The organism is Janthinobacterium sp. SUN120 (genome assembly GCF_030397735.1).
GTDB lineage: Bacteria > Pseudomonadota > Gammaproteobacteria > Burkholderiales > Burkholderiaceae_D > Janthinobacterium > Janthinobacterium kumbetense.
In genome coordinates, this window is the sequence record NZ_JAPUBW010000002.1 from 1294528 (window position 1) to 1320397 (window position 25870).

The 25870-nt window shown below is 63.4% G+C and carries 24 protein-coding genes; 9 read left to right on the forward strand and 15 right to left on the reverse strand.

The genetic code is table 11. From position 1 onward, the window contains the following. Position 1: 1 nt before the first annotated feature. The 6 genes from O0879_RS15540 to O0879_RS15565 all read right to left on the reverse strand — a co-directional run bounded on the left by O0879_RS15540 (position 2) and on the right by O0879_RS15565 (position 9253). Positions 2-5281, reverse strand: a complete 5280-nt coding sequence (locus O0879_RS15540) for an Hpt domain-containing protein (protein WP_289917282.1) — start codon at positions 5279-5281, stop codon at positions 2-4. A 40-nt stretch (positions 5282-5321) separates the two neighbouring features. After that, on the reverse strand, positions 5322-7559 hold the full coding sequence (locus O0879_RS15545; protein ID WP_099666538.1) for a methyl-accepting chemotaxis protein: 2238 nt from the start codon (positions 7557-7559) through the stop codon (positions 5322-5324). After that, the gene (locus tag O0879_RS15550) at positions 7559-8188 is read right to left on the reverse strand and encodes a chemotaxis protein CheW (protein ID WP_289917285.1); all 630 of its coding nucleotides are present in this window, start codon (positions 8186-8188) and stop codon (positions 7559-7561) included. Before O0879_RS15550 ends, O0879_RS15545 begins: the two co-directional genes overlap by 1 nt. A gap of 2 nt (positions 8189-8190) precedes the next feature. Continuing rightward, a complete protein-coding gene (locus O0879_RS15555) occupies positions 8191-8556 on the reverse strand; it encodes a response regulator (protein ID WP_077408483.1) in 366 nt (121 codons plus the stop codon). 36 nt (positions 8557-8592) lie between these two features. Next, positions 8593-9015 carry a response regulator gene (locus O0879_RS15560; protein WP_289913196.1) on the reverse strand — a complete coding sequence of 141 codons (423 nt, stop codon included), beginning with the start codon at positions 9013-9015 and terminating at the stop codon, positions 8593-8595. A gap of 85 nt (positions 9016-9100) precedes the next feature. Next, positions 9101-9253, reverse strand: a complete 153-nt coding sequence (locus O0879_RS15565) for a rubredoxin (RefSeq protein ID WP_010401308.1) — start codon at positions 9251-9253, stop codon at positions 9101-9103. Between the two features lie 96 nt (positions 9254-9349). Between O0879_RS15565 and O0879_RS15570 the strand changes: the two genes are divergently transcribed. Both O0879_RS15570 and hemL read left to right on the forward strand, forming a co-directional pair. Beyond that, positions 9350-10207 carry a hydroxymethylpyrimidine/phosphomethylpyrimidine kinase gene (locus O0879_RS15570; RefSeq protein ID WP_289900301.1) on the forward strand — a complete coding sequence of 286 codons (858 nt, stop codon included), beginning with the start codon at positions 9350-9352 and terminating at the stop codon, positions 10205-10207. Positions 10208-10257: 50 nt separating this feature from the next. After that, entirely contained in the window at positions 10258-11547 is a 1290-nt protein-coding gene (gene hemL / locus O0879_RS15575; protein WP_077408486.1) for a glutamate-1-semialdehyde 2,1-aminomutase, read from the forward strand. A gap of 2 nt (positions 11548-11549) precedes the next feature. Here the strand turns inward: hemL and O0879_RS15580 are convergent, their stop codons facing one another. Next, positions 11550-12266: an HAD-IA family hydrolase gene (locus tag O0879_RS15580; protein ID WP_099666533.1), complete on the reverse strand. Its 717-nt coding sequence runs from the start codon at positions 12264-12266 to the stop codon at positions 11550-11552. 309 nt (positions 12267-12575) lie between these two features. Then, the gene (gene corA / locus O0879_RS15585) at positions 12576-13541 is read right to left on the reverse strand and encodes a magnesium/cobalt transporter CorA (protein ID WP_077408488.1); all 966 of its coding nucleotides are present in this window, start codon (positions 13539-13541) and stop codon (positions 12576-12578) included. Between corA and O0879_RS15590 the strand changes: the two genes are divergently transcribed. Beyond that, positions 13540-13698, forward strand: a complete 159-nt coding sequence (locus O0879_RS15590) for a hypothetical protein (RefSeq protein ID WP_161789554.1) — start codon at positions 13540-13542, stop codon at positions 13696-13698. The two genes, corA and O0879_RS15590, sit on opposite strands and share 2 nt — an antisense overlap. 64 nt (positions 13699-13762) lie before the next feature. Here O0879_RS15590 and mtgA read toward each other — a convergent pair whose 3' ends face one another. The 7 genes from mtgA to mpl all read right to left on the reverse strand — a co-directional run bounded on the left by mtgA (position 13763) and on the right by mpl (position 20992). Continuing rightward, positions 13763-14488 carry a monofunctional biosynthetic peptidoglycan transglycosylase gene (gene mtgA / locus O0879_RS15595; protein WP_251350282.1) on the reverse strand — a complete coding sequence of 242 codons (726 nt, stop codon included), beginning with the start codon at positions 14486-14488 and terminating at the stop codon, positions 13763-13765. Next, positions 14485-15327 (reverse strand): shikimate dehydrogenase, encoded by an 843-nt coding sequence (gene aroE / locus O0879_RS15600; protein WP_289917290.1) that lies wholly within the window; start codon positions 15325-15327, stop codon positions 14485-14487. Before aroE ends, mtgA begins: the two co-directional genes overlap by 4 nt. Continuing rightward, on the reverse strand, positions 15324-16181 hold the full coding sequence (locus tag O0879_RS15605) for a TonB family protein (RefSeq protein ID WP_289913189.1): 858 nt from the start codon (positions 16179-16181) through the stop codon (positions 15324-15326). Before O0879_RS15605 ends, aroE begins: the two co-directional genes overlap by 4 nt. A 137-nt stretch (positions 16182-16318) precedes the next feature. Next, entirely contained in the window at positions 16319-18409 is a 2091-nt protein-coding gene (locus O0879_RS15610; protein ID WP_289917291.1) for an RNB domain-containing ribonuclease, read from the reverse strand. A 2-nt stretch (positions 18410-18411) separates the two neighbouring features. Continuing rightward, on the reverse strand, positions 18412-19026 hold the full coding sequence (locus O0879_RS15615) for a chorismate lyase (RefSeq protein ID WP_289917292.1): 615 nt from the start codon (positions 19024-19026) through the stop codon (positions 18412-18414). Next, a complete protein-coding gene (locus O0879_RS15620; RefSeq protein WP_289903512.1) occupies positions 19023-19607 on the reverse strand; it encodes a YqiA/YcfP family alpha/beta fold hydrolase in 585 nt (194 codons plus the stop codon). Before O0879_RS15620 ends, O0879_RS15615 begins: the two co-directional genes overlap by 4 nt. Continuing rightward, positions 19604-20992, reverse strand: a complete 1389-nt coding sequence (gene mpl, locus O0879_RS15625) for a UDP-N-acetylmuramate:L-alanyl-gamma-D-glutamyl-meso-diaminopimelate ligase (RefSeq protein ID WP_289917293.1) — start codon at positions 20990-20992, stop codon at positions 19604-19606. The genes O0879_RS15620 and mpl overlap by 4 nt, the downstream gene beginning before the upstream one ends. A 115-nt stretch (positions 20993-21107) precedes the next feature. On the opposite strand from mpl, the gene O0879_RS15630 reads away from it, so the two are divergent. The 6 genes from O0879_RS15630 (at position 21108) to prmA (ending at position 25866) form a co-directional block, all read left to right on the forward strand. Further along, the gene (locus tag O0879_RS15630; RefSeq protein ID WP_289917294.1) at positions 21108-21746 is read left to right on the forward strand and encodes a hypothetical protein; all 639 of its coding nucleotides are present in this window, start codon (positions 21108-21110) and stop codon (positions 21744-21746) included. A 19-nt stretch (positions 21747-21765) separates the two neighbouring features. Next, the gene (locus O0879_RS15635) at positions 21766-22332 is read left to right on the forward strand and encodes a TlpA disulfide reductase family protein (RefSeq protein ID WP_289917295.1); all 567 of its coding nucleotides are present in this window, start codon (positions 21766-21768) and stop codon (positions 22330-22332) included. Positions 22333-22414: 82 nt separating this feature from the next. After that, positions 22415-22852 (forward strand): type II 3-dehydroquinate dehydratase, encoded by a 438-nt coding sequence (gene aroQ / locus O0879_RS15640; RefSeq protein ID WP_289917296.1) that lies wholly within the window; start codon positions 22415-22417, stop codon positions 22850-22852. A gap of 91 nt (positions 22853-22943) precedes the next feature. Continuing rightward, entirely contained in the window at positions 22944-23408 is a 465-nt protein-coding gene (accB, locus tag O0879_RS15645) for an acetyl-CoA carboxylase biotin carboxyl carrier protein (RefSeq protein ID WP_077408497.1), read from the forward strand. 101 nt (positions 23409-23509) lie between these two features. Further along, a complete protein-coding gene (accC, locus tag O0879_RS15650) occupies positions 23510-24925 on the forward strand; it encodes an acetyl-CoA carboxylase biotin carboxylase subunit (RefSeq protein ID WP_099666524.1) in 1416 nt (471 codons plus the stop codon). After that, the gene (gene prmA / locus O0879_RS15655) at positions 24922-25866 is read left to right on the forward strand and encodes a 50S ribosomal protein L11 methyltransferase (RefSeq protein WP_289917297.1); all 945 of its coding nucleotides are present in this window, start codon (positions 24922-24924) and stop codon (positions 25864-25866) included. Before accC ends, prmA begins: the two co-directional genes overlap by 4 nt. Positions 25867-25870: the final 4 nt, after the last annotated feature.

Below are 25870 nucleotides of genomic sequence, written 5' to 3' on the forward strand. Positions count from 1 at the left end.
GTCAAGATTCGGTCAACAAGCGCCCCACTTCCGCCAGCAATTCCTCTTCCTGGAACGGCTTGCCGAAATACGCATTCACGCCCAGCTCGAACGCATGTGCGCGGTGCTTGTCGGCGCTGCGCGAAGTGATCATGATGATGGGGATGGCGCGCGTCTTGTCGTCGCTGCGCACATTACGCGTCAAATCAAAACCATCCATGCGCGGCATCTCCACGTCGACCAGCAGCAGGGCCGGCATGGCAGCCGGCTCCAGCGCATGCAACTGCTCCAGCGCATCGACGCCATCCTTGGCCAGCAGCACCTGGTAGCCTTCGCGCTCGAACAGGCGCTGCATCACGCGGCGCACCGTCAGCGAATCGTCGACCACCATCACGCGCACAACCGGCGCGGCCAGCGCGCTGGAAACGGCATGCTGCTCGCGGCTGGCCAGCGCATATTGCGACAGCAGTTCCGGATGGTGCTCGAGGTGCTGCGCCAGCGCCACGGGGTTCAGGATCAGCACGATGTCGCCCGTGCCCAGCACCGTGGCACCGGCAATGCCCGGCATGCGCGCCAGTTGCGGACCCACGTGCTTGACCACGACTTCGCGGTTACCCAGCACGTCATCGACCTGCAAGGCCAGCCTGTCATTGCCATTCCTCAGCAACAGCACGGGCGCATAGCGCTGCGTGGCCTGCGCCGCCGGCGTCTCGCCCAGCATGGCCGACAGGTGGTGCAGCGCCAGCGACTGCCCGTGCGATTCGATGCACCCGGCCGCCCGCACCTGCTCCAGCTGCTCGCCTTTCAGGTGCAGCACCTGCTCCACCAGCACCGATGGCAAGGCATACGTCTTGCCGTTCGCCGCCAGCAGCACCACCTGGGTGACGGCCAGGGTCAGCGGCAGGTGGATGGTGAAGCGCATGCCCAGGCCCGCCTGCGTCAGCGTTTCCACGCGCCCGCCCAGCGCCAGCGCTTCGGAGCGCACGATGTCCATGCCAAAACCGCGTCCGGCCAATTCCGTCAGGCTGTCGGCGGTGGAAAAACCCGGTGTGAAAATCAGCTCGGCCGCCTGCGCGTCGGTCAATGGCGCGTCCGTCGTCAGCAGGCCGGCGCCGTGCGCCTTGGCGCGGATGCGTTCCATATCCAGCCCCGCGCCATCGTCGGAAAAGGCGATCGCCACTTCGTTGCCCTGCTGACTGACCTGCACCAGCAGCTCGCCCGTTTCGCTCTTGCCCGCAACCAGGCGCGCGTCGCGCGGCTCGACGCCGTGCACGATGGCGTTACGCAGCAGGTGTTCGAACGGAGCAGCCATGCGTTCGAGCACGCTGCGGTCGATTTCCACGCCGCCGCCGCGGATGTCGAGATTGACGCGCTTGTCGACTTCCTTGGCGCTTTGCCGCGCCACGCGGAACAGGCGTTCGGCGATACTGGCAAACGGTACCATACGGATCTGCATCAGGTCGCGCTGCAGCTCGCGCGTCAGCCGCGCCTGCAGCACCAGGTCGTCCGTCACCGCATCGACGCTGTGGCTGAGGTTTTCATGGAAGGAGGCCACGTCGTTGACGCTTTCGGCCATCATGCGCGTGAGTTCCTGCAAGCGCGTAAAGCGGTCGAATTCGAGCGGATCGAAATCGCGCTCGCTGCCGACGGCCATGCGCGAGGCAATCTGCGATTCGGCCTGCATTTCCACTTCGCGCAGCTGGCGCCGCAAGCGCGCCAGGTTATCGGAAAACTCGGACAGCGAGGCGCCCAGCACGCCCACTTCATTTTCCATCTTCGAGCGCGTGATCGACACTTCGCCAGCCTGGTTGACCAGGCGGTCGAGAATATCGGCGCGCACGCGCACCAGCGCCGCCTTCGGTTCGGCGACCGGCGTATCTTCCATGCCCGGCAAGGGCAGCAAGGGCTGCTGCAACTGCTCGAACAGGTGCAACGCATGGTCGTAATGGGCCAGCAATTCCTCAAAGGCCTGCGGCGTGGCGGTGCCCGCGTGCAGCATGTTTTCGATATGCGTCTCGATTTCATGCGCATGCTGGCCCAGGCGCATGGCGCCGGCCATGCGCGCGCTGCCCTTGACCGTATGCAGGGTGCGCAACAGCATCTGTGCCTGGCCGCTATCGTGCGCCTGCTGCTGCCAGCTGCGCAGCGCCTCGCCGATCTGCGGCAGCAGGTCGGCGCCCTCTTCCAGGAAGACGGACAATAAATCGAGGTCAAGTTCATCGCTGATGCCGGCGCTGGCCGCCAGCAGCGCGGCCGCATCGGCTGGCATGATGGCAGGCGCCGGCGCTTCCGGCGCCGCGTGCTCCAATGGCGGCGCGTGCTCGAAACCGGCGTCGAACAGGTCGTCGCTGGCGCCGCTGTCCTGCAACGACGCTGGCAGAGGTACTTCGGCAGCAGCCGGCTGCAGCGCGTCGGCGACGATGCTCGCATACGTCGCCTCGAACAGCGTCTCGAGCTGGGGTACAGGAACCTCGGCCAGCGCGTCGGGCAGCACTTCCGCAGGGTGCGCCGGTGCGCCGATGATGCTGGCGTAAGCGGCCGCAAACAGGGCGTCGAGCCGCTCTTCCTTGCTCTCGCCGGGCGGCGCCGTCAGGGCGCGCCACAGGGTGTTGAGCGCTTCGATCATGTCCGGCTGCGTTGGCGCCAGGTCGCCCAGCGCAAACGCCTGCAGCATTTGCCCGATGCGCTGCGTGGCCTGCTCCAGCACGTCGTGCTGTTCGGCGCGCAGTCCGGCCAACGGCGGCACCACCGTTTCGATTACCGTCTCGAGCGCATGTGCCAGGTCGCGCAGGGACTGGAAGCCGACCGTGCCCGACGTCCCCGCCAGGGTATGCACGGCTTGCAGCGCTTCCGCGCTGACGGCGCGCTGCTCATGACGCCATTCGCCGAAGTCGCGCGTGAGCACGCGCAGCAATTCATCCGTCTCGGCCAGGTAGATGTTGTACAAGGGAAGGCTGATGCGCAGTTCGCCCACGTGCTTGAGGTGATCGTCCGGCGCTTCGTGGAGCGCGGGCGCCGTGGCCAGGGGAAGGCCGATCACATTGCCATTGCCGGCCACGGGCGCGGCCGGGCGCGGCTTGCGCAATTCGAACGGACCGCCTTCGCGCACGCGCTCTGCCGCTGCCAGCAGCATGCCGGCCTCGCGCTCTCGCCCTGCGCCGCCTTCCAGTTCCGCCACCCATTCGCTGAGCTGGTACCAGCCGTAATTCAGCAGGGTAAACAGATCGTCGCTAACGGGTCGCGCTTCGGCCAGCCAGGTATTCATGACGCGCTCGATGGCGCCGGCCGCTTCGGCAAACTGCGCCAGGCCAATCATGCGGCTGCTGCCCTTCAGGGTGTGGAACGAGCGGCGCAGCATGGCCAGGTGGTCGCCGCTGGCGGCTTGCTCGCGCGGCAGGGCCAGCGTGGTGTCGATAAAGGCCAACACTTCGCGCGCTTCGGCGATGAAGATGTCGAGCATCTCCGCATCGACATCGGTCACTGCCGGCGCGGCATCCATGCCGGCAGGCGCGGCGGGCGCCAGGGCCTGGTCGAGCAAGGGTACGGGCACGGCGCCGGCGGCGGCGACTTTTTCAAATGGCAGGGCGCGGAAGGCGCCGGCGGCCGCGTCGAAATGGAAACGCCCGCTGGCCGCCTGCGCGTTACGGCCCAGCATATCGACAAAAAATCCCAGCGCGCTGACATTTTGCGCGATCTCGTCGAGCGCCTCCGCCTTGGCGTCCGTATTGGCGTCGCCATCGGCCAGCTGCCGCACGACCGCATCGACCTGCAGCACGGCGGCGCGCGCCTCTTCCTGTTCCAGCCCGGCCAACTGCTGCTGCAACTGCTCCAGCAAGGGCGCGACGCCATCGAGTGCCCCCGCCTTCGCCCCCGCTGCATCCGCGTAATACGCATTGAGCACCGTTTCCACCTGGCGCAGGCCCGTCTTCATTTCCTCGGCCAGCGCGGCAACCGTCTGCCCCTGTTCGATCTGGCGCGACAACTCGCCCGCCGTGACGGGCGGCGGCGCTTCGCCAGCCAGCAGCACCTGCAGGCGCGCGGCGATGGTTTCCGCATTGCCGGCGAAATCGTCGGGCAGGCGGCGCACCTGCTCCAGGCCCGTGTCGGCAAACAGCAGCGCCATGCCGATTTCATTTTCCAGGGCCGCACTGCGTCCGCTGGCCACGGCTTGCCGCGCCACGGCCGCGCATTCGCGCAACAGGCTGGCCAGGGCAGGCTGCTTCAGGGACTCCGCATGCGCGGCCACCTGTTGCAGCGAGGCGTCAAAATCCGTGCCCAGGGCAGGATCGAGGTCGGCTTGCGCCAGGCGGCTCCAGCTGGCACGCGCCTGCGCCAGTGCCATGCGGGCGCCTTGCAGGACCTCCTGGTCGACCTGGCCGTAGCGCCGCGTTTCCACGTCGGCGGGCACCTGCCCGTCCAAGGCGAAGGCGGCACGCAGCTGGCGCGCCTCCGGCGTCGGCTCGGTGGCGGCGGCAATGAAGAACAGGGCGTCGCGCAGCATCGCTTCGGGCAGGCTGGCCGTGCCCTGCGCCAGGCGGCGCAACTGCAGATTGATCAGGCCGAACAACTGTTTGACGTTGAGCGTACCCATGCCCTCGCCGCTGGCCGCCAGCCCGGCAAACGCCTGCATGGCGAACCAGAAAGTGCGCGCCGGCGCTTCCTGCTGCGCATCGGCCACCAGCGTCAAGGTGGCGTGCAAGTCGCTCGCATGCTGGCGCCGCGCCGCGTCATCCTGCGCCTTCAGGAAGGGCAGCAGGGACTTTTCGAAGCGCCCGCGCCAGGCCGTATAGTCGGCTACCGGGGGCGCGTCCGCCAGCGCAATCGCATGCCCTTCCAGCACCGACGCCGGCGGAAAGAACAGGTCGGCCGGGTGACTGCGCTCGGCGCCCAGCATGGTTTGCAGGTCTCGGTAGTAGGGGAACAAGCGCGTCGGCTGCGGCGGCGTGCCGGCCACCAGATCTTCCAGGTATTCGGTCAAGGCCTGATACAGTTCGGCGACGACTTGCGCATGGTCCAGGGTGTATTCGAGGCTGCCGTCGCGAAAGCGCGAAAGCGCCTGCTCCGCGCCGTCCGTCAGCAGGCTGGCGCCGGCCACGTCGACCATCACCAGTGCGCCATGCGCCTGGTGCAGATGCGAGCGCGCATGCTGCAGGGCCGTGGCGCGTTCCTCGCGCTCGCGGCCACCCGCCTCGAACAAAGCTGTTTTCGAGCGGCCCAGCGCTTCGCGGATTTCCACCATCACCCACGACAAAGGTTCGCTGTCGAACGGCTTGGACTGCAGTGGACTATCAGGTGTGCTCATGCATGCCTCGGTAAGGAAATCGCCTGGACTGGCGCGGCGTTCAGGCGGCGACGCGGAAGCGCGACACCGAATTTTTCAGTTCCTGCGCCAGCATCGACAGTTTATGGATCGATTGCGCCGTTTGCTGCGTGCCATCCTGGGTCTGCTCCGTCACGCTCAGGATATGCTGGATATTCAAGGCCACGCCGCTGGCCGAACCGGCCTGCGTGCCGGTGGCGAACGAGATGCCCTGGATCAGTTCAGCCAGGTGTTTCGACACCTGGCTGATATCGTTCAATGCTGCGCCGGCCGCGTCGGACAGGCGCGCGCCCTCGACCACGCCCTGCGTGGACGTTTCCATCGCCCGCGTCGCATCCTGGGTATCGGCCTGGATGGTGCGCACCAGCGCGCCGATCTGCTTGGCGGCGGCGGCCGAGCGTTCGGCCAGGCGCTGCACTTCCTCGGCGACGACGGAAAAGCCGCGCCCCGCCTCGCCGGCCGAGGCCGCCTGGATGGCGGCGTTCAGCGCCAGTACGTTGGTCTGCTCGGTGATGTCGGAAATGAGCTCGGTGATTTCGCCGATTTCCTGCGACGATTCGCCCAGGCGCTTGATGCGCTTGGACGTATCCTGGATCTGCTCGCGGATTTCATGCATGCCCTTGATGGCGTTTTCCACCGCCGTCGAACCCTGCTGCGCGGCCGCCACCGACTGGCGCGCCACATCGGCCGAGACACTGGCCGATTTCGACACGTCGGTAATCGCATTGGCCATCTTGACCACGGTGGCGCTGACGCCCTGGATTTCGCGCGACTGCTGCTGCGACGCGATCAACAGCTTGCTGGAGATGCTCTGCGCCTGCGTCGAGGCGCGATTGACCTGTTCCGCCGTTGCCGTCACCCGCCCCACCAGGCCGCGCAATTCCTCGACCGTGTAATTGACGGAATCGGCGATGGCGCCCGTGATGTCTTCCGAGACGGTCGCCTGCACCGTCAGGTCGCCGTCGGCGACCTTCTGCAATTCGTTCATCAGGCGCAGGATGGCCGCCTGGTTCTGCTCATTCTTGGCCTTGGCCTGCTCTTCCTTTTCCTGCGACAGCAGGCGCTGGATTTCCGCTTCCTGGCGCCGCCGCTCGGCGTCGCGCGTGCGGTTGACGGAGTCCTGCAGCAGCACGCGACCGATGCCGGCCGCCGCGATCAGGGTCAGCAACACGCCGCCGACCATCATCCAGAAGGCGACGCCCAGGGTTTCCTGGTTCACGTGGTACATCTGCTGCAGCAGGGTCAAACGCTGGCGCAGGTCTTCGTTCTCGTTGAAAATCAGCTGTTCGGCGCTTTTCGCCGAGCTGAATTTATCGAGCCGGTCGAGTATCGACGAAACCAGCTTCTGGTAAGTGTCGAAACTGGCTTTCAGCGCCACCAGCCGGTCGCGCAGTTCGGCGTCGCGCGTGGGCGCCAATTGCAGCGACACGCTGCCATTGAGCAAGCCTTCGACGGCGGTTCGGAAATACGTCGTGTCGCGTCCCAGCGAGAACGCCGTTTCCGAGCTGATGCTGCCCGACGACAGGAACTCGCTGGCGCTGCGGCTCATGCGCTGGCTCAACATCATCAGGCGGCCGATGACGGCCAGGTCGCGCGCATTGCCGCCACGCTGCACCTTGAGCGCGGCGATTTCCTCGGTCTGCGCCAGCAGCGCCGGCGACAGCGCATTCAATTGCTGCAAGGTCTTGTCGAATTCGCCCAGTTCCAGTTTCAGGCGCAAGATGGTGCTGGCCGCGCGGTCGCTGCTGGCCCACTTCTTGCGCGCGTCGGCCACCGCAGCCAACAGGGCGGAACGCGACTCGCCGATATCGCGCCCGTGATACGTCCCGCCACGCAGCATCAGGCGGAAATCCTGGTTCAGTTCATTGCGGCTTTCCTCGAGCTGGCGGAAGGCTTCCGGATTGCCCTGCACGGCGTTCGGCGCAGCCTTGCCGATGCGCTGCGAATGCATCAGCGCATCGCTGGCCAGCTGCGTCTGCGCCGAGGCAATATTCCCGCTGCGCGTGTTCAGCCCGACGAACAGCAGGCTGGCGGCCAGGCTCAGGGCCATCACCGTCGACAGGATGCTCAATTGTTTTTGCAGCGGAAAATGGCCGATCAGCGGCAGCTTCCAGTCCCCGGCAGGCGCGCTGGCCAGCGACTTGCGCCGTCCCAGCGCGTCGCGCAGGCGCAGCGGCAGGTCGGCCGTCGATGCCGGCGCTTCCGGAGCGTGCTGCGCTTCGGGCAAGCCGGCCGCCAGGATCGGGGAATGGGCACCCATCAGCAAATATCCTTGTGGTCAGGGAGGCAGTCAAAGCCGGCATCGAGGAAGCGTGCCGACTGCGCCAGCTGCGCCAGGTCCAGGCGCAGCCACTGCTGCCCTTCGCTGTCGCGCAGCGCCTGTGCCGCCCACGATGGGAGCACGCCCTGCGCCGTATCCTGCACGTGCTGCATCGCGCGCAACTGGCGCAAACCCAGCACGCGTTCGACCAGCAATGCGCAATTGAGGCCCAGGCGGGGAGAAAAGGTGATGATGCGGCAGTGATTGCCAGGCGCGCAAGCCGCTTCGCCCATGTAGCGGGCCAGGTCAACGACCCCCGTCAAACGCCCGCGCATGGCCGCCAGGCCCAGATACCAGTCCTGCGCCAGCGGCACACCCTGGATCTGCACACCGGCGGCAATGACGATTTCGCCAAGCTGCGTCAGGTCAAGCAGGCACGGCCGGCCACCGAGCATCACGCCCAGTTCCTTGCGCGCCGCCAGCGCGCCGCTGCGCGCGGCCTGTATCCGCTCGATCAATTGCAGCTGATACTGGCGCAAGCGCCCCTGCCGCGCACCCGTCTCGAAAGATGGCATGGCGGCGGACGGGTAAGCCGCGGTGGATACGCCATGACCTGGCATCGTCTGCATGCTCAGGAAATCGCGGCGATCTTGGCCAGCAACTCGGCTTCGACCACCGGCTTGACCAGGTAATCGCGCGCGCCCTGGCGCAAGCCCCAGATGCGGTCCGTTTCCTGGCTCTTGCTGGAGCAGATAATCACCGGCACGTCCTGCAGTTCGGGATCGCGCGCGATGGCGCGCGTGATCTGGAAGCCATTCGCACCGGGCATCACCACGTCCATCAGGATCAAGTCGGGCCTGGCCTGCTTGAGTTGCGCCAGCGCGTCGGCGCCGTCCTGCGCCGTGAGGACGGCGTAGCCGGCACGCACCAGGATCTCGCTCAGGTAATAGCGTTCTGTCGGCGAGTCGTCGACGATCAGAATTGTGTGTATGGCCATCTGCTTCCTTGCTGCGTTGTCAATCAATAAAACCACTTACTCAAAATGCCCGGCCAGGTGCAGCCGCACGGCCTCCAGCAGCGCCTCGCGCGCCAGCGGCTTGGCCAGGCAGGCGCTGGCGCCTGCCATGGCGCCGCGCGCGCGGTCGAACAGGCCCTCCTTCGACGACAGCATCAGCACCGGCGTGGCGTGATGCGCCGCGCTGGCCTTAATCAGCGCGCAGGTGCGGTAGCCGTCCAGGCGCGGCATCACAATGTCGCACACGATCAGCGCCGGCCGGCAGTCGGCAATTTTTGCCAGGGCCTCGAAGCCGTTTTCCGCCACCACCACGCGATAACCGGCCTCGCCCAGGATCTTCGCGGCCGCGCTGCGTATCGTCGCGCTGTCGTCGATGACGAGTATCGTGATGCCGGTGCATGCGGCATCGGCCGGCGCCTCGGGCAAAAAGGGACGCGTCATGTGATTATTCGACAATCTTTCATACCATAGCACAGGCTGCCGCGATACCTGCTTGCGGCAGCGGCATCCCATGGACTGCGATCAATTACAGCGCCACCATCTCGAAATCATCCTTGCGCGCACCGCATTCAGGGCAGGTCCAGTTCATCGGAACATCGGCCCAACGCGTGCCCGGAGCGATGTCTTCGTCGGGCAGGCCGGCCGCTTCATCATAAACCCAGCCGCAAATAAGACACATCCACGTTTGGAATTGCTGCGTTGTTTCGTTGCTACTCACGTTCTGCCACCCTTCAATCAAGTAAAATGCTGAATTAGGTATCTTAATCTACCCGCCGTGCAAAACCAAACTTCTCCCCTCATATTAAGCTTCGGCGTGTCCGATCCGGTCGGCGCGATCGGTATCCAGGCCGACCTGGCCACGTTTTCAGCCTTCGGCTGCCATGGACTGTCCGTCACCACGGGCCTGCTGATCAGCGATACGGCGCGCGTGGAAGACGTGCAGGCGGTCGATCCTGACTGGGTTTCCGACCAGGCGCGCGTGCTGCTGGAAGACATGTCCGTGGCCGCCATCAAGATCGGCGCGCTGGGCAGCGTGGAAAACGTCACGGCCATCGCCGAAATCGTCTCCGACTATCCGAACGTACCGCTGATCCTCGACCCCTTCATTTCGGCGCTGCCGGAACAGGGCATGGACGACGAAGACATCCTCACGGCCGTGCGCCAGCTCTTGATCCCGCAAACGACCCTGCTGGTGCTCTCGCCGGTGGAGCTGGAACGCCTGGCCGAGACCTGGCGCGACGCCGATCCGGACGACACCCTGCAAAACGACGTCGACTATCTGGTGGCCCTGGGCTGCGAATACGTGCTCGTCACCGGCATGCCGGCCGACGCCAGCAAATCCGGCACGGCCGAAGGCAAGCTGCGCGCCAATACCCTGTTCGGCGAGGACGGCGTGGTGCGCCACGACGAATGGCAGCACCTGCCCGGCATCTTCAACGGCGCCGGCAGCACCCTGTCGGCCGCGGCCACCGCCCTGCTGGCCCTGGCGGAAAACGAAGACGATGTGCCGCAGGTGGTCGTGGCGGCGCAGGAATTCACTACCGGCGCACTGGCCCACGCGCAGCGCCACGGCATGGGCAAGCTGGTGCCGAACCGGCTGTTCCGGCAGCAGCGCCCGCGCGGCGGCCAATAAACACTGACCAGACGACACAGACAACGATCCACTTTCAAGGCACGATTATCATGACGACGACTTCACAGAACGACATCCTGTTTGCCCGCGCACAAAAAACCACGCCAGGCGGCGTCAATTCGCCCGTGCGCGCCTTCCGCTCCGTGGGCGGCACGCCGCGCTTCATCACGCGCGCCGAAGGCCCGTACTTCTGGGACGCGGATGGCAAGCGCTATATCGACTACATCGGCTCCTGGGGCCCGGCCATCGTCGGCCACGCCCACCCCGAGGTAGTCAAGGCGGTGCAGGATGCGGCAGCACTGGGCTTGTCATTCGGTGCGCCGACCGAAGGCGAAGTGCTGATGGCCGAGGAAATCACGCGCCTGGTGCCGTCGATCGAGCAGGTACGCCTGGTGTCGTCGGGCACGGAAGCGACCATGAGCGCCCTGCGCCTGGCGCGCGGCGCCACGGGACGCGACAAGATCGTCAAGTTCGAAGGCTGCTACCACGGCCACGCCGATTCGCTGCTGGTAAAGGCGGGCAGCGGCCTGCTCACCTTCGGCAACCCGACGTCGGCCGGCGTGCCGGAAGATTTCGTGAAACACACGCTGGTGCTCGACTATAACAACGTGGAACAGCTGAAAGACGCCTTCGACAGCTTCGGCGCGGAAATCGCCTGCGTCATCGTCGAACCCGTGGCCGGCAACATGAACCTGGTGAAAGCCACCCCGGCATTCCTGCAGGCGATGCGCGAACTGTGCACGCAGCACGGCGCCCTGCTCATTTTCGATGAAGTCATGTGCGGCCTGCGCGTGGCCCTGGGCGGCGCGCAGGCGCTGTACGGCATCCAGCCCGACCTCACGGCGCTGGGCAAGGTGATCGGCGGCGGCATGCCGGTAGCGGCCTTCGGCGGCAGCGCGGCGCTGATGCACCATATGGCGCCGCTGGGCGCCGTCTACCAGGCCGGTACCTTGTCCGGCAACCCCGTCGCCGTGGCGGCCGGCATGGCCACCTTGAAACTGATCCAGCAGCCTGGCTTCTACGAGCAGCTGGGCGCCACGGCCAAGCGCCTGGCCGAAGGCCTGACGGCCGCCGCCAAAGAAGCGGGCGTGGTCTTCTGCGCCGACTATATCGGCGGCATGTTCGGCATTTATTTCAGCGCCACCCCACCGACCAGCTACGCGGAAATGATGGCGGGCGACCGCAGCAAGTTCAACGCCTTCTTCCACGCCATGCTGGACGAAGGCGTGTACTTCGCGCCAGCCGCCTTCGAGGCAGGCTTCGTCTCGGCGCAGCACGACGATGCCGTCATCGACGCTACCATCGCCGCAGCACGCAAGGTGTTTGCCAAGCTCGCCTGAAGTTACACCGCCGCGGTGTCCATCACCGCGGCCACCAGCGCCGGCAGGCTGGCCATGTCGCTGAACACGACATGCGCGCCAGCCGCCTTCAGGCGCGCTTCCTGGCCGGCGGCGATATGCCCGCCGCCAATGAATCCCAATACCGTCATGCCCGCCGCCACGGCGGCCGTCACGCCCGTGACGCTGTCTTCCAGCACCAGGCACTGGCCCGGCGGCACGCCGAAAGCAGCCGCCGCTGCCAGGTACAGGCCCGGATGCGGCTTGGCGTGACCCACCAAGTCCGGCGTGAAGACGCGCTTGTCGAACAGCGGCGCCATGCTAGTCCGCTCGAGCGACGACAGCACGCGCGCGCTGACGCTGTTCGAGGCCACGGCCTTGGGCAGGGGAATGGCGGCCAGCGCCTGCGCCACGCCGGGCACGGCGCGCAGCTGCGCATCGCAGGCCACATCGACGGCGTTGCCGATGGCCATGATCTCGTCGGCCGGCAATTGCGGCAAGCCCAGCTCCTTGTAGATGTCCTGCATCAGCGGCACCAGGCGCTGGCCCAGGCGCGGCTCGATCAAGCCCTGCAGGGTGACGCCCTCGGGCAGGTTGGGCAGGCGCGGCCCCAGCAATTCCAGCAGCGCTTGCAGGGCCACGGCCTCGCTGTCGACCAGCACGCCGTCGCAGTCGCTGATCAGGTGGGTAAAGCGCGTTGGGATGGTGGCGGTATCAGGCATGGACTCTCCAGAGGGCAACAGTGACGGGAAATGCGGCGGCCAGCCGGCCAAGGCTGGCATCGCAACGATCATAGGTGGAACAGGCGGACGCTACCACGCAGAAAACGTCTGAATGACGATACTTTTCTGCCAAAGGCAGCCAACGGGGAAAGAATCAGGCGTCAGGCAAGCGGCTACGCGCAAATACCAATTCAATACCACGCAATACCAGCGATTATCGCTGATTTTTGAAATTGCTGCGCTCGCATTGAAATCCGGACAAGATCCGGTGGTAGCGCCGGGGCGCGGACGCGTCCCGGCGCCAAGGGCTTATTTCAGCCAGCCGCGGTGGCGGAAGTACAGGAAGGGGGCAATGGCGCTGGTAACCATCAGGCCCCAGGCCCACGGATAGCCGAACGACCATTCCAGTTCCGGCATCAGCTTGAAGTTCATGCCGTACACGCTGGCGATCAGGGTAGGCGGCAGGAAGGCCACGCTGGCCACCGAGAAGATCTTGATGATCTTGTTCTGGTTGATGTTGATGAAACCGACGGTGGCATCCATCAGGAAGTTAATCTTATCAAACAGGAAAGACGTGTGGCCGTCCAGCGATTCGATGTCGCGCAAAATCTGCCGCGCTTCCTCGAACTGCTCGGAATTGAGCAAGCGGCCGCGCATCAAAAAGCTCACGGCGCGGCGCGTATCCATCATGTTGCGGCGGATGCGGCCATTCAAATCTTCCTCGTGGGCAATAGCATTCAGCGCTTCGGCCGCGTGCGCATCCGTAAATTCCTTTTGCAGCACGCGCGTGCTGACTTCTTCCAGGTTCTGGTAGATACCTTCGAGCACGTCGGCCGAGTATTCGGCATCGGTGGCGTACAGGTCGAGCAGCACGTCCATGTAGTCGGCAATCGAGCCTGGCCGCGAACGGGCGCGCATGCGCACCAGGCGGAACACGGGCAAGTCGTCCGTATGCATGGAAAACAGGATCTTGCGGGCAAGAATGAAGGCTACCGTGATGACGCGCGAGGGACCGTCGTCCTCTTCGCGCAGGAAGTCCGTGCGCAGATGCAAGTCGCCGTTTTCCGCTTCGTAATAGCGGGCCGACGCTTCAATATCCTTGACTTCGTCTTCGCCCGGCAGGGTGACGTTGTAGATGGCCTTGACCCAGGCCCGTTCATCATCGGTGGGGTCGGTCAGGTCGACCCACACCGGTTCGGCATTTTCGAGGTCTGCGCGGCTGTCGATCGGCACCTGGTTGAGCCGGCCATTCTGTAATACAAAGACATTGATCATGCGCGCTCTCAGCCGGATGTTGGGTTATCGTGATGTGCTGGCGCTGGCGCCAAAAATGAAAACAGCGCAAGTGTACCCGCAAAGGCCTTTTCACGACCACCCCCGGCACCGCTTTTTCACGGAAAAAGTGCGGCGTTGCACCAACCGGGCCGATTAAGATGCTGCGCCGCAATAATGCCAATCAGGCATCCTTGATTTTATGAAAAGAAATTCCACTTTCCTCAAGGCAATTCCGCCGCCCCCATGCGGCGCAGGATGACACTGGTACGCCGGTTCAGGTAGCCCGTATCGCGGTGACGGTCATAATAGCGGGGATTCGGCAGCATCACGGCCAGTTTTGCCGCCTGTCCGGCGCTCAGACCCGCCGCGCTGACCCGGTAATAGTGGCGTCCGGCCGCTTCGGCGCCAAAGATGCCCGTGCCAAACTCCACCACATTCAAATAGATCTCGAAAATGCGCTGCTTCTCCATCAGGCTTTCCAGCATGTACGTGATGATCAGTTCCTGGCCCTTACGCACATAGCTGCGCGAGCCGGACAGGAACAGATTCTTCGCCAGTTGCTGCGTGATGGTGGAGCCGCCCGCCACGACCTTCTGCTTCTTGCTATTTTTTTCATATGCCTTTTGCAAGGCTTCCCAGTCCACGCCTTCATGCTCGGAAAAATTCGCGTCTTCCGAGGCGATGATGGCCCGTTTCAGGTTGTTCGAAATGCGGTTGTACGGCACCCACGTCTGCTGGATGGTGGCATTGGGATTCTTGTCCTGTAAGACAGACAACTGTTCGCGCATGAAAGCCGTGCTGGACGGGTTATGGTCGACCCACCACCAGATTTGCAGGAAGAAATACAGTTGCACGACGATAAACGCCAGCACGGGCAGGATGAACAGCCACTTGATCCAGCCGTAGCGGCTGCCGCTGCGGCGCGCGCCCTTCTTGCCGGCGCTCACAGGGCACTGCGCAATTGCGCCAGCAAATCCTGCGTCTGCGGCCGCACGCCGCGCCACACGTAAAACGCTTCGGCCGCCTGCTCCACCAGCATGCCCAGGCCGTCGCGCACCTGCGCGCCATGCTGGGCGGCAAAGTCCATGAAGACGGTGGGCTGGGCGCCGTACATCATGTCCAGCGCCAGGGTGTGGCGGCCGAAAATACCCGGCGGCACGGGCGGCAAGTCGCCCGCCAGGCTGGCCGAGGTGGCATTGATGACGATATCGAACTGGCCATCGGGCTGCGCGAAGCTGCCGGCGCGCAGCTGCCCGGGGTGCGCCAGCGCATCGGCAAACTGCGCCACCAGCGCCTCGGCCGTGGCCACGGTGCGGTTGGCAATGAACATTTCCTGCGGCCCCTGCTCCAGCAAGGGCAGTACGACGCCGCGCGCCGCGCCGCCGGCGCCCAGCAGCAGGATACGCTTGCCCGCGACGCTCACGCCCGCGTTGCGCACAATGTCCGCCACCAGGCCCGCGCCATCGGTATTGTCGCCAAGAATGGTTTCATTATCGAAACGCAGGGTATTGACGGCGCCGGCCGCTTGCGCACGCGGCGTCAGCTCGGTGGCCAGCGCGCACGCGTCCAGTTTAAAGGGCACCGTCACGTTCGCGCCCTTGCCGCCCTCGGCGGCAAACGTACGGGCCGCCAGCGCAAAACCGTCGAGCGGCGCCAGCCGGCGATCGTAGACCATGGCTTGCCCTGTCTGCAAGGCAAACGCGGCGTGGATCAAAGGGGACTTGCTGTGGGCGATAGGATTGCCGAAGACGCAATATTGATCGGGATGAATGTTTTGCTTGCTCAATTGCTGCCGCCAGTCAGGTTAGCTTCCATTTTTTCTTCGCGCGTAAATTTGAAGCGGGTGATGACGACCCACAGGTCATCCTTGTCACTCGACAACATATTCGGTGGAAAACGGCCATACGGCGCCGCACGGCGCACGATGGCCAGGGCCGCCGCATCGAGCGCCGGGTTGCCCGAGCTTTTTTCCACGCGGGCGCCGCCTTCCTTCTGGTAAATCGTGCCGTCCTGGAAGATGGGGATATAGACGACCAGTTCGCCATACATCTTGCGGCCATTCTTTTGCGGGAAATTCAGGGTGCCGATTTCCTCGATGCGCTTTTGCAGGGTCTTGTAATACATGGCATAGCCGACTTCCTGCGTGCTGGGCGTAATAAAAGTCTTGCGCGGACGTTTATTCTGGTCTTCCACGGTCTGGCTGATCTCGGCCGCCATGCGGGCGATGGCCTTGCTGCTTTCCATCAAGTCCGAACCGCTGGCCAGGGGATTGGGCTTGTCCTTTTCCGTGACGGGCGCGGCGCTGTAAGGCGTCGGCTTGGCCGCCTGCGTCAGCAATTCCTGCTGTTTTTGTTCCAGTTCGGCAATGCGCCGGGCGCTGGCCTTGACGCTGTCACCCTCTTCCACCTTGCGCATGTCGGGCAAGGGCGACTTGGCGCGCCCCTTGTCGGCCTGTCCACCACCGTCGAGGTTGGCTTGCGCCAGCGCCTCGGCCTTCAGCGGCTTGTTCGCATGCTTGGCATTGACCAGGATCACTTCCAGGCCGGGATCGGTGGCCACGGCCCGCTGCGGCGGCGGGGCGACAAAATGCATCGCCAGCAAGGCGCCGTGCGCCAGCAGCGAGACCGCCACGGCTATCATCAGGAAACGATTCTCTCGGAAAGACTTCACGCGCAACCCAGTTCGCAACAAGCACAAGATACAAGATGGCTGAATTCTACGTCAAAGGGCGGTGCCGGCAACAGTTTTCAGCACCGCCTGATGGCCTGACGGACGCCTTACTTGACCCCGGGTTCGCTGACCACGTCTTCGCTGGCCAGTTCCGCCACTTCCGCCTCGGCGTCGCTGACCTGGTTGGCCGCTTCCGGCGATGCTTCCGGCGCCACATCGCCCTCGTCTGCGCCTTCGTCGCCCGCATCTTCCTCGTAGTCCAGCTCGGCGTCGTCGGCCGCCGCGTCCGGCACGGCGGCGATTTCCAGCAGGCGCGCTTCGATGCTCAGGTCGACTTCATCCCAGCGCAGCAAGTCCAGTTTCACCTGGGCGCCGCGCGCCACCGATGGCATGCCCGGCAGCTTGATGACCAGCGGAATGTCGACCAGGCGCAGGATTTCATCCTTCAAGACGACGGCATCGACCTGGCGCGCGTTTTCCTGGTGCAGCCAGCGCAAGCACCAGTAGCGTTCCATGTTCGACTGGAAATCGCCATACGCGGCATATGCGGCGTCGAAGGCGGAGACGATGGCGAACAAATTCGCGTCGCGCGGCTTGAACGGCGCCACCAGCGGGGCCGTCACGCCATGCTCGGCGCAAGCGATGATTTGCCACTGGTTCACCAGGTCCGTGTAGCGGCGCAAGGGCGAGGTGCTCCACGCGTACTGATCCACGCCCAGGCCCTGGTGCGGCGCCGCATGGGTAACCATGCGCACCTGCATCTTTGCCGCCCAGCTATTGCCGCTGCCGCCGCCCTGGCTGCGGTAGATGCCCGGCACGCCATGGTCGTGCAGCATCTTGCCCCAGGTACTGTTGGCAAAAATCATCAATTCGGCGACGATCTTGTCCAGCGGCGCGCCACGCTTGCGGCGCGCCACGGTGACGATGTCATTTTCCACATAGAAATTGAAATCGACGCGGTTATTCTGTTCCGGCTTCAAGCCAAACGCTTCGCGTTTCTTCATGCGGCCCTGTTCCAGCTGCTGCGCCCACTGCCACAACACGGCAAAATCGGCCTTGTGCGGATACTCGCCTTCACCGCTGGCCAGGGTTTCCTCGTTGACCAGGTCGTCCAGCTGGTTATGGCGCAAATTGCTGGCGATCGGCACCAGTTCCGCGCGCGTGTGCGTGCTGACAACTGCCCAGTCCGCTTTCGGGTCCAGCGTGGCGTACAGCGACAGCGCCGGGCACGTCGTGCCTTCCGCGAGCGTGAAAGCATTCACGATTTCGTCCGGCAGCATGGTGATCTTGTCGCCCGGCATGTAGACGGTCGACATGCGCTGGCGCGCCATCTTGTCGATCACGTCTTCCGGGCGGATGCCCAGGCCCGGCGCGGCGATGTGAATACCCACTTTCACGGTACCATCCGGCAACGGTTGCACGGAGAAGGCATCGTCGATCTCGGTGGTGGTCACGTCGTCGATCGAGAAGGCGGCCACGTCGGCCAGCGGCAGCTTGGCCGTCACGGATGGCACGGGTACGCTCGGGAAGCCGGCGCCTTTCGGGAAATTCTCGAAGAGAAATTTCGACAGGTGCAAGTCTTTCGGCGAAGCAATGCCACCGACGGCCAGCATCAGGCGCGGCGGCGTCGTGTGCAATTCCGTGCACGCCGCTTCCAGCGCCTTGTATTCGATCGTGTTCTTGTCCGGCTTGAACAGCAGTTGCAGCACCATCGGCTGCATCGAGGCAGGCAAACGGTTCTGTTTCAGCTCTTCCACATAGCTTGCCTGCACCAGCGCCTGCTGCTTTTTCTTTTCGATGCCGGCCAGGGCCGCCTTCAGGGACGCTTCCGGCGCCGCCTTGTAGCGGCCACGGCCCTTCTTGTAGAAATACACGGGCGCCGAATGCAGGGCCAGGATCAGGCCGGCAGCTTCCGGCGGCAATGGTGCGTGACCGAAATACTCGGCGCCCAGCTCGGCAAATCCGAACTCGTCTTCGCCCGCCACTTCCCACAGGAAATCAAGGTCGATCTCGGCAGCAACAGTCTTGGCTTGCTCCAGCAACTCGGCCGGGGACGGTTTTTCATACTGCAGCAGCACATCCTTGACCTTGACCTTGGTGCGCTTGCCGCTGGCCATTTCGACCTGGTACGCTTCACCCGCTTGCGACAGGACCGTGCCGACCTTGAAATCGCCGGATTCTTCAAAAAATAGATTCATTGTTATGCTTTGTTTATTAATGTGTCGGTTGCAACGGTGCGAGTGACGGACGTCAACTCCAGCACCGCCGGCAAAAATACTTCGGTTACCAGCAGCAATCCCTGGTGACGCTGGTACAGGCAGCGGCGGGCAAAAAACAGCGACTTGTCATCGACGCGCTGCCCTTCCCCTGCCAGCGCCGCCTGCGCCCGCTGCACCAGCGGGTGCCCGGCGCGCAAGCGGGCAAATTCCAGTTCACCGCGCCGTACCATGCGGTCGCCAAACAGGGTCGTACCCAGCGAACGCTCGCCCAGCGCGGAAAACAAGGGCCAGTCCGTGGCCGTCGCCTGCATGGGCACGACGGTATGGCCAAACACGGCCGGTTTGTTATCACAACGCAACAGCACTTCGCGTTCCCACACCCGGCCCGCACGGTGCAAACCGATGATGGCGGCCTCGTCGGTCAAACAGCGCGATGTTTCCTGATGCAAACATTGCACGCGGAACGCGCTGCTATGCGCTTTCAGCTTGGCCGTCAGCGAACCGCCGCCCGTCAGCCAGTGGCGCAAGGCCGGCGGCGCATGGACGGCATTCACGTGCGCATGCCATTGCGCCTGGCGCAGCGAACCCGGCCTCACCGGGCAGAGTCCGCGTCAATGCCGCAAAAGGCCAGCACGGGCGCCAGGTATGCGGCAAATTCGCTGATGCCATGGTCGCTGCCATCGATGACGCACTGCTGCGCCCCCTGATAATGCGCCACCATGTCGCGGTAGTCGAGCACTTCATCACCGGTGGCGGCAATCAGGAAATAGCGTTGCGGCTGCGTAATTTTCTCTACAGCAAACGTGCGCAGCTCATCGATGTATTCGCGCTTGAACTCGAATGGCTTGTCCGAATGGAATTCGGTCGTCACGCCCACATGTTGTTCCAGGTCAATCAGGGGAACAATCGCCGGATTGAGCAGCACGGCGCGGCAACCGAGCTGTTCGGCCAGCCAGGTGGCGTAATAGCCACCCAGCGAGGAGCCGATAATCGTCAGGTCGGCCGGCGCCACCTCCTTGACCAGCGACAAGGCCAGCTCGATGGCCAGCTTGGGCGAGGCTGGCAACTGCGGGCACAGCCATTCTGCTTCGCGGCCCAGCGCCTGCATCTGCGCGGCCAGCAGGCGCGACTTCATCGACAGGGGCGACGAGCGAAATCCATGCAGGTACAGAATCATCGGCCCAGCGCCTCCAGCAACTTCTGGTGCACGCCGCCAAAGCCGCCGTTGCTCATGACCACGATCTGGTCGCCGGGACGGGCGCTGGCGGCCACGGCCGCCACCAGGGTATCGATGTCTTCATAGGCGCTGGCAATCTGGCCCAGCGGCGCCAGCGCGTCGCCCAGGCTCCAGCCCAGCGCGGCATGGCTGCCGAAACCGAAGACCAGGTCGGCATCCTTCAGGCTGCCGGGCAGCGCATCTTTCATGGCGCCCAGCTTCATGGTGTTCGAACGCGGTTCCAGCACGGCCAGGATGCGGCCGCTGCTGCCGATGGTTTGGCTCATTTTTTGGCGCAGGCCGCCCACGGTGGTGGCAATGGCCGTCGGGTGATGCGCGAAATCGTCGTACACGGTAATGCCGTTGACCACGCCGCGCACTTCCATGCGCCGCTTGACGCTCTCGAACGTGGCCAGCGAGGCGCACGCCTGGGCAATCGGCACACCCACGTGGCGCGCGGCGGCGATGGCCGCCAGCGCATTGCTGCGGTTATGCTTGCCCGTGAGCGCCCACGCCACATGGCCTTCCTGCTGGCCATTGAAGTACACGTCGAAGCTGCCATCGGCCTGCTCTTGCAGTTGCCAGTTGGCATCTTGACCAAAACTTTCTTTTTCGCTCCAGCAACCGCGCGCCAGCACGCGCTGCAGCGACGCTTCGTCGCCGTTGAACACGAGGCGGCCGATGCCGGGCACGGTGCGTACCAGATGGTGGAATTGCGTCTCGATCGCGTGCAGATCGGGGAAGATGTCGGCGTGATCATATTCCAGGTTATTCATGATGGCCGTCTTCGCGTGGTAATGCACGAACTTGCTGCGCTTGTCGAAGAAAGCCGTGTCGTATTCATCGGCTTCGATGACGAAGAAGTCCGAATCGGCGCTTTTGCCGTCGATCTTGCCGCTGAGGCGGGCGGAAATGCCAAAGTTCATCGGCACGCCGCCGATCAGGAAGCCCGGCGCGTAGCCCGCGTCTTCGAGTATCCAGGCCAGCATGGCCGACGTTGTCGTCTTGCCATGCGTGCCGGCCACGGCCAGCACCCACTTGTTGCGCAAGATGTGTTCGCCTATCCACTGGGGGCCGGACACATACGGCAGGCTGCGGTTGAGGATTTCTTCCACCAGCGGGTTGCCGCGCGAGACCACATTGCCAATCACATACAAATCCGGGTTCAGCTTGGTTTGTTCCGGATCAAAGCCCTGGATCAGTTCGATTCCCTGCGATTCCAGCTGGGTGCTCATCGGCGGATACACGTTGGCATCGCAACCAGTGACTTTATGGCCGGCTTCCTTGGCCAGGACAGCCAGGCCGCCCATGAAGGTACCGCAAATGCCGAGAATATGAATATGCATGTGATCAGTGCGAAAGGTGCACGCTTAAGTAAGTAAGACGGTGAGATAAAAAACAGCAAGTGCAGGATTTTACCTGACGCCATGACTTTTTCCGCTTCGGAGTATCATCTCGTTCATGACGAACGATGCATTTGACGATAGCGCGCAGTTGCGCCTGGAAATCGCCGCCGCTGCCGCGCGCCTCGTGGCGCAGGATGGCGCCGACTATGGCAGCGCCAAGCGCAAGGCGGCGCGGCAAGTCCTGGGCGAAGCGCCGAACCGCCCCAATATCTTGCCGGACAACGACATGATCGAAGAACAGGTGCGGCAATACAATGCCCTGTTCCTGGCCGACAGCCAGCCGGCGCGATTGTTCCAGCTGCGCACGATTGCGCTGCAGGTGATGGAAGCGTTGCAACAATTTCATCCCCTGCTCAGCGGCCCCGTGCTCAATGGCACGGCCGGCCCCCACGACGAGATCTATTTGCAGCTGTTTGCCGAGAGCGCCAAGGACATCCACATCTTCCTGCTGAATAAAAATGTCGTGCTCGACATGTCGGAAAGCCCGCATTTCAAGGGAGAGCGTTATGATGCGGTCGAGACAGCCAGTTTCTTGTGGAAAAACGAAGGCGTGCACGCGGCCATGTATGAGCTCGACGATATGCGCGGCGCGCTGAAAGCCAAGGCGGATGGAAAAGTGCTGCGCACCGACATCGCCGGGTTGCGCAGCCTGCTGGCCGCCAGCCTCGCCGACGGCGTACCGGCTGCCGACTAACATTGATATAGATAAAGTTATGACAAAAAAGAATTGGATCGCCTGCGCCATCGTGGCGCTGATGTTCGGCGGCATGGGTGCTTACGTCGGTTTGAGCAAGGAAAAAGCGAAAGAAGCGGGGAAAGAAGCGGGACCGCAGACGACCGCCATCGCGCCAGGCGCGACGGGTCCCGTCAACGAACTGTATGCGCTGTCCCTGCCGGACGCGGCGGGCGTCACGCAGGCGTTATCGCAATGGAAAGGAAAAAACCTGCTGGTGAATTTCTGGGCGCCGTGGTGCCCGCCTTGCGTGGAAGAAATGCCAGAGTTATCCGAAGTGCAAGGCCATTATTCGACGAAAAACCTGCAGGTGATCGGCATCGGTATCGATTCGGCCAGCAATATTGCCACTTTTGCCAACAAGGTCAAGATCGCCTATCCCGTGTATGTGTCCGGCATGAGCGGCACCGACCTGTCGCGTCATTTTGGCAATGCCACGGGCGGTTTGCCCTTTACGGTGCTGATCGGCGCCGATGGCGAAGTCAAAAAGACCTATCTGGGCCGCTTGAAATTTGATCAGTTGCGCGCCGATCTGGATAAATTGTAAATTCGGAGCGTGCTTTTTTCTCTTGCCAATGCGTATCTTTGGCGGCAAAATGCGGAACTTTCGCTAAAACGGTCTTCCATACATGGCAAAAAACCTCCTTCTGCTCAACGGTCCCAACCTGAATTTGCTGGGAACGCGCGAGCCTGAGGTCTACGGCGCCAGCACCTTGGCCGATATCGAGCAGGCAGCAATGGCGCAAGCCATGGCGGCCGGTGCCGACCTGGTTTGCTTTCAAAGCAACCATGAAGGCGCGCTGATCGACCGCATCCATGCCGCGCGAGCGGAAGGGATCGATGTCATCGTCATCAATCCGGGCGGCCTGACCCATACCAGCGTTGCCTTGCGCGATGCGCTGGCCGGGGTCGCCATCCCGTTCGTGGAAGTCCATATCTCGAATATTTATCAACGCGAAACGTTTCGACATCACTCATTTCTCAGCGCGATCGCGCAGGGGACGATCTGCGGCCTGGGTATCGATGGATATCGGTTTGCCATCGACTTTGCGCTTAAAAAACGTTAATCTACGCGATCTGCACGCATTTAGCGCGGCGATAGGTTCTTGGACATCACCGCATCACTCATAAAACAAACTACATTCCTAGGGGTTTTACATGGATCTACGAAAACTCAAGACCTTGATCGACCTGGTCGCCGAATCGGATATCGCAGAGCTGGAAGTTACCGAAGGCGAAAGCAAGGTTCGCATCGTCAAATCGTCGGCCATGCCGCAAAACCAGATGGTCATGATGCAGCCGCAAGGCATGCCAGCCCAATACCAGCCAGCCGCGCCAGCCGCCGCTCCCGCTGCGGCAGCCGCCGTCGTGGTCGCCGCCGAGCCAACGGGCTATGTGGTCAAGTCGCCGATGGTCGGCACCTTCTACCGTTCCTCCGCTCCTGGCAGCGCCGCCTATGTTGAAGTGGGCTCGACCGTCAAGGAAGGTGATACCCTGTGCATCATCGAAGCGATGAAGCTCCTGAATGAAATCGACTCCGATAAAGCCGGTGTCGTGACCCAGATCCTGGTCGAAAACGGCCAACCGGTCGAATTCGGTCAACCCTTGTTTGTGATCGGCTAAAACCCAGTCCACACGGCCGGCAACGGCCGTTTGCAGTTTTAGCCCCTCACACTTGTTGTTTCGCCGGCTCGCCGGCTCTCACAGACATACGCGAACCTACCATGTTTGAAAAAATCCTGATTGCCAACCGTGGTGAAATTGCCCTCCGTATTCAGCGCGCCTGCCGCGAAATGGGCATTAAAACGGTTGTAGTCCACTCCGAAGCCGACAAGGACGCGAAATACGTCAAGCTGGCCGACGAATCCGTTTGTATCGGCCCGGCCCAGTCGTCGCTGAGCTACCTGAACATGCCCGCCATCATCAGCGCCGCTGAAGTGACGGATGCGCAAGCGATTCACCCAGGCTATGGCTTCCTGTCGGAAAATGCCGACTTTGCCGAACGCGTCGAGAAATCGGGCTTCGTCTTCATCGGCCCCCGCTCGGAATCGATCCGCTTGATGGGCGACAAAGTGTCGGCCAAACAAACCATGATCAAGGCTGGCGTACCGTGCGTCCCCGGCTCGGAAGGCGCGTTGCCGGACGATCCGAAAGCGATCGTGCAAATTGCCCGCAAGATCGGCTACCCGGTCATCATCAAGGCCGCCGGTGGCGGTGGCGGACGCGGCATGCGCGTGGTGCACACGGAAGCGGCCCTGATCAACGCCGTGGCGATGACCAAGACGGAAGCCGGCACGGCCTTCGGCAATCCTGAAGTGTATATGGAGAAGTACCTGGAAAATCCGCGCCACGTGGAAATCCAGATCCTCGCCGACGAACACAAGAACGCCGTCTGGCTGGGCGAGCGCGACTGCTCCATGCAGCGCCGCCACCAGAAGGTGATCGAAGAGGCACCAGCGCCGGGCATCCCGCGCAAGCTGATCGAGAAAATTGGCGACCGTTGCGCCGAAGCTTGCCGCAAGATCGGCTACCGCGGCGCCGGCACGTTCGAATTCCTGTACGAAAACGGCGAGTTCTATTTCATTGAAATGAATACCCGTGTGCAAGTGGAACATCCGGTCACCGAGATGATCACCGGCATCGACATCGTGCAAGAGCAGATCCGCATCGCCGCCGGCGAAAAACTGCGTTTCCGCCAGCGCGACGTCCTGCTGTCGGGCCACGCCATCGAGTGCCGCATCAACGCCGAAGATCCGTTCAAGTTCACGCCATCGCCAGGCAAGATCGTCTCGTGGCATGCACCGGGCGGCCCCGGCATCCGCGTCGACTCGCACGCCTACGCCGGCTATTACGTGCCGCCGCACTACGACTCGATGATCGGCAAAGTGATCGCTTACGGCGCCACGCGCGAGCAAGCGATCCGCCGCATGCAGATCGCCCTGTCCGAAATGGTGGTCGAAGGCATCAACACGAATATCGCCCTGCACCGCGAACTGATGATCGACGCGCGCTTCATCGAAGGCGGCACCAACATTCACTATCTGGAACAGAAACTGGCCGACATGCCGGACCTGGGCAAGAACCTGAATAGCGGCAGCCCCAGCATCGCCAAGAAATCCGAAATCAAGGCGGGCGCATGAGCTGGACGGAAATCGTCATCGAAATCGCCCGTGACAACGCCGAGGCCATGTCCGACGCGTTGATGGAAGCGGGCGCCCTGTCGGTCTCGGTGGAAGACGCCGATGAAGGCACGGATGCCGAGCAGCCCTTGTTTGGCGAGCCCGGCATGGAACCGAAGGAAGCGGCGTGGGAACGCAGCCGCGTGGTGGCGCTGACGGACGTCGACGCCGACCAGGCCGCCATCGTGGCCGCCGCCGCCCAGGCAGTCGGCATGACGGACGTACCTGCCTTTACCATGCGCCCCGTGGAAGAGCAGGACTGGGTGCGCCTGACCCAGTCGCAATTCGCACCGATTCACATCGGCAAGAATATCTGGGTCGTGCCCAGCTGGCACGAGGCACCGGATCCTGACGGCCTGATCCTGGAACTGGACCCGGGCCTGGCTTTCGGCACGGGCAGCCACCCGACCACGCGCCTGTGCATGGAATGGCTGGAAGCAAACCCTGCTCCCGGCAAGACCGTGCTCGACTACGGTTGCGGTTCCGGCATCCTGGCCATGGTGGCCAAGAAACTCGGCGCGCAAACGGTGGCCGGCGTCGATATCGACCCGCAAGCGATCGAATCGGCGCGCGACAATGCCGAACGCAACCAGTGCGAGATCGAATATTTCTTGCCAGACACGTTTGCCACCTCGGCACACGCCACGGCCAAGTTTGACATCGTCGTCGCCAACATCCTGTCGAGCCCATTGAAACTGATGGCACCGATGCTGTCGGGCCGCGTTGCCGACGGTGGCGCCCTGATCCTGTCCGGCGTGCTGGCACGTCAGGCGGAAGAAGTGGCCGCTGCCTACGCACCGTTCATCCAGCTGGGTGTATGGGCCGAGCAAGACGGCTGGGTCGCCCTGCATGGCCGCCTGGGCAGCACGCAAGCACCTGCGCCCCGCGCGGAAGGTGCATAAGCAC

Excerpts from the sequence above, each read along its gene's own strand:
- O0879_RS15540 (WP_289917282.1), bottom strand. The coding sequence starts at position 5,281 with ATGAGCACACCTGATAGTCCACTGCAGTCCAAGCCGTTCGACAGCGAA.
- O0879_RS15545 (WP_099666538.1), bottom strand. The coding sequence starts at position 7,559 with ATGGGTGCCCATTCCCCGATCCTGGCGGCCGGCTTGCCCGAAGCGCAG.
- O0879_RS15550 (WP_289917285.1), bottom strand. The coding sequence starts at position 8,188 with ATGCAGACGATGCCAGGTCATGGCGTATCCACCGCGGCTTACCCGTCC.
- O0879_RS15555 (WP_077408483.1), bottom strand. The coding sequence starts at position 8,556 with ATGGCCATACACACAATTCTGATCGTCGACGACTCGCCGACAGAACGC.
- O0879_RS15560 (WP_289913196.1), bottom strand. The coding sequence starts at position 9,015 with ATGACGCGTCCCTTTTTGCCCGAGGCGCCGGCCGATGCCGCATGCACC.
- O0879_RS15565 (WP_010401308.1), bottom strand. The coding sequence starts at position 9,253 with ATGTGTCTTATTTGCGGCTGGGTTTATGATGAAGCGGCCGGCCTGCCC.
- hemL (WP_077408486.1), top strand. The coding sequence starts at position 10,258 with ATGACGACGACTTCACAGAACGACATCCTGTTTGCCCGCGCACAAAAA.
- O0879_RS15580 (WP_099666533.1), bottom strand. The coding sequence starts at position 12,266 with ATGCCTGATACCGCCACCATCCCAACGCGCTTTACCCACCTGATCAGC.
- O0879_RS15590 (WP_161789554.1), top strand. The coding sequence starts at position 13,540 with ATGCGCGCTCTCAGCCGGATGTTGGGTTATCGTGATGTGCTGGCGCTG.
- corA (WP_077408488.1), bottom strand. The coding sequence starts at position 13,541 with ATGATCAATGTCTTTGTATTACAGAATGGCCGGCTCAACCAGGTGCCG.
- O0879_RS15605 (WP_289913189.1), bottom strand. The coding sequence starts at position 16,181 with ATGATAGCCGTGGCGGTCTCGCTGCTGGCGCACGGCGCCTTGCTGGCG.
- O0879_RS15610 (WP_289917291.1), bottom strand. The coding sequence starts at position 18,409 with ATGAATCTATTTTTTGAAGAATCCGGCGATTTCAAGGTCGGCACGGTC.
- O0879_RS15620 (WP_289903512.1), bottom strand. The coding sequence starts at position 19,607 with ATGATTCTGTACCTGCATGGATTTCGCTCGTCGCCCCTGTCGATGAAG.
- mpl (WP_289917293.1), bottom strand. The coding sequence starts at position 20,992 with ATGCATATTCATATTCTCGGCATTTGCGGTACCTTCATGGGCGGCCTG.
- O0879_RS15630 (WP_289917294.1), top strand. The coding sequence starts at position 21,108 with ATGACGAACGATGCATTTGACGATAGCGCGCAGTTGCGCCTGGAAATC.
- O0879_RS15635 (WP_289917295.1), top strand. The coding sequence starts at position 21,766 with ATGACAAAAAAGAATTGGATCGCCTGCGCCATCGTGGCGCTGATGTTC.
- aroQ (WP_289917296.1), top strand. The coding sequence starts at position 22,415 with ATGGCAAAAAACCTCCTTCTGCTCAACGGTCCCAACCTGAATTTGCTG.
- accB (WP_077408497.1), top strand. The coding sequence starts at position 22,944 with ATGGATCTACGAAAACTCAAGACCTTGATCGACCTGGTCGCCGAATCG.
- accC (WP_099666524.1), top strand. The coding sequence starts at position 23,510 with ATGTTTGAAAAAATCCTGATTGCCAACCGTGGTGAAATTGCCCTCCGT.
- prmA (WP_289917297.1), top strand. The coding sequence starts at position 24,922 with ATGAGCTGGACGGAAATCGTCATCGAAATCGCCCGTGACAACGCCGAG.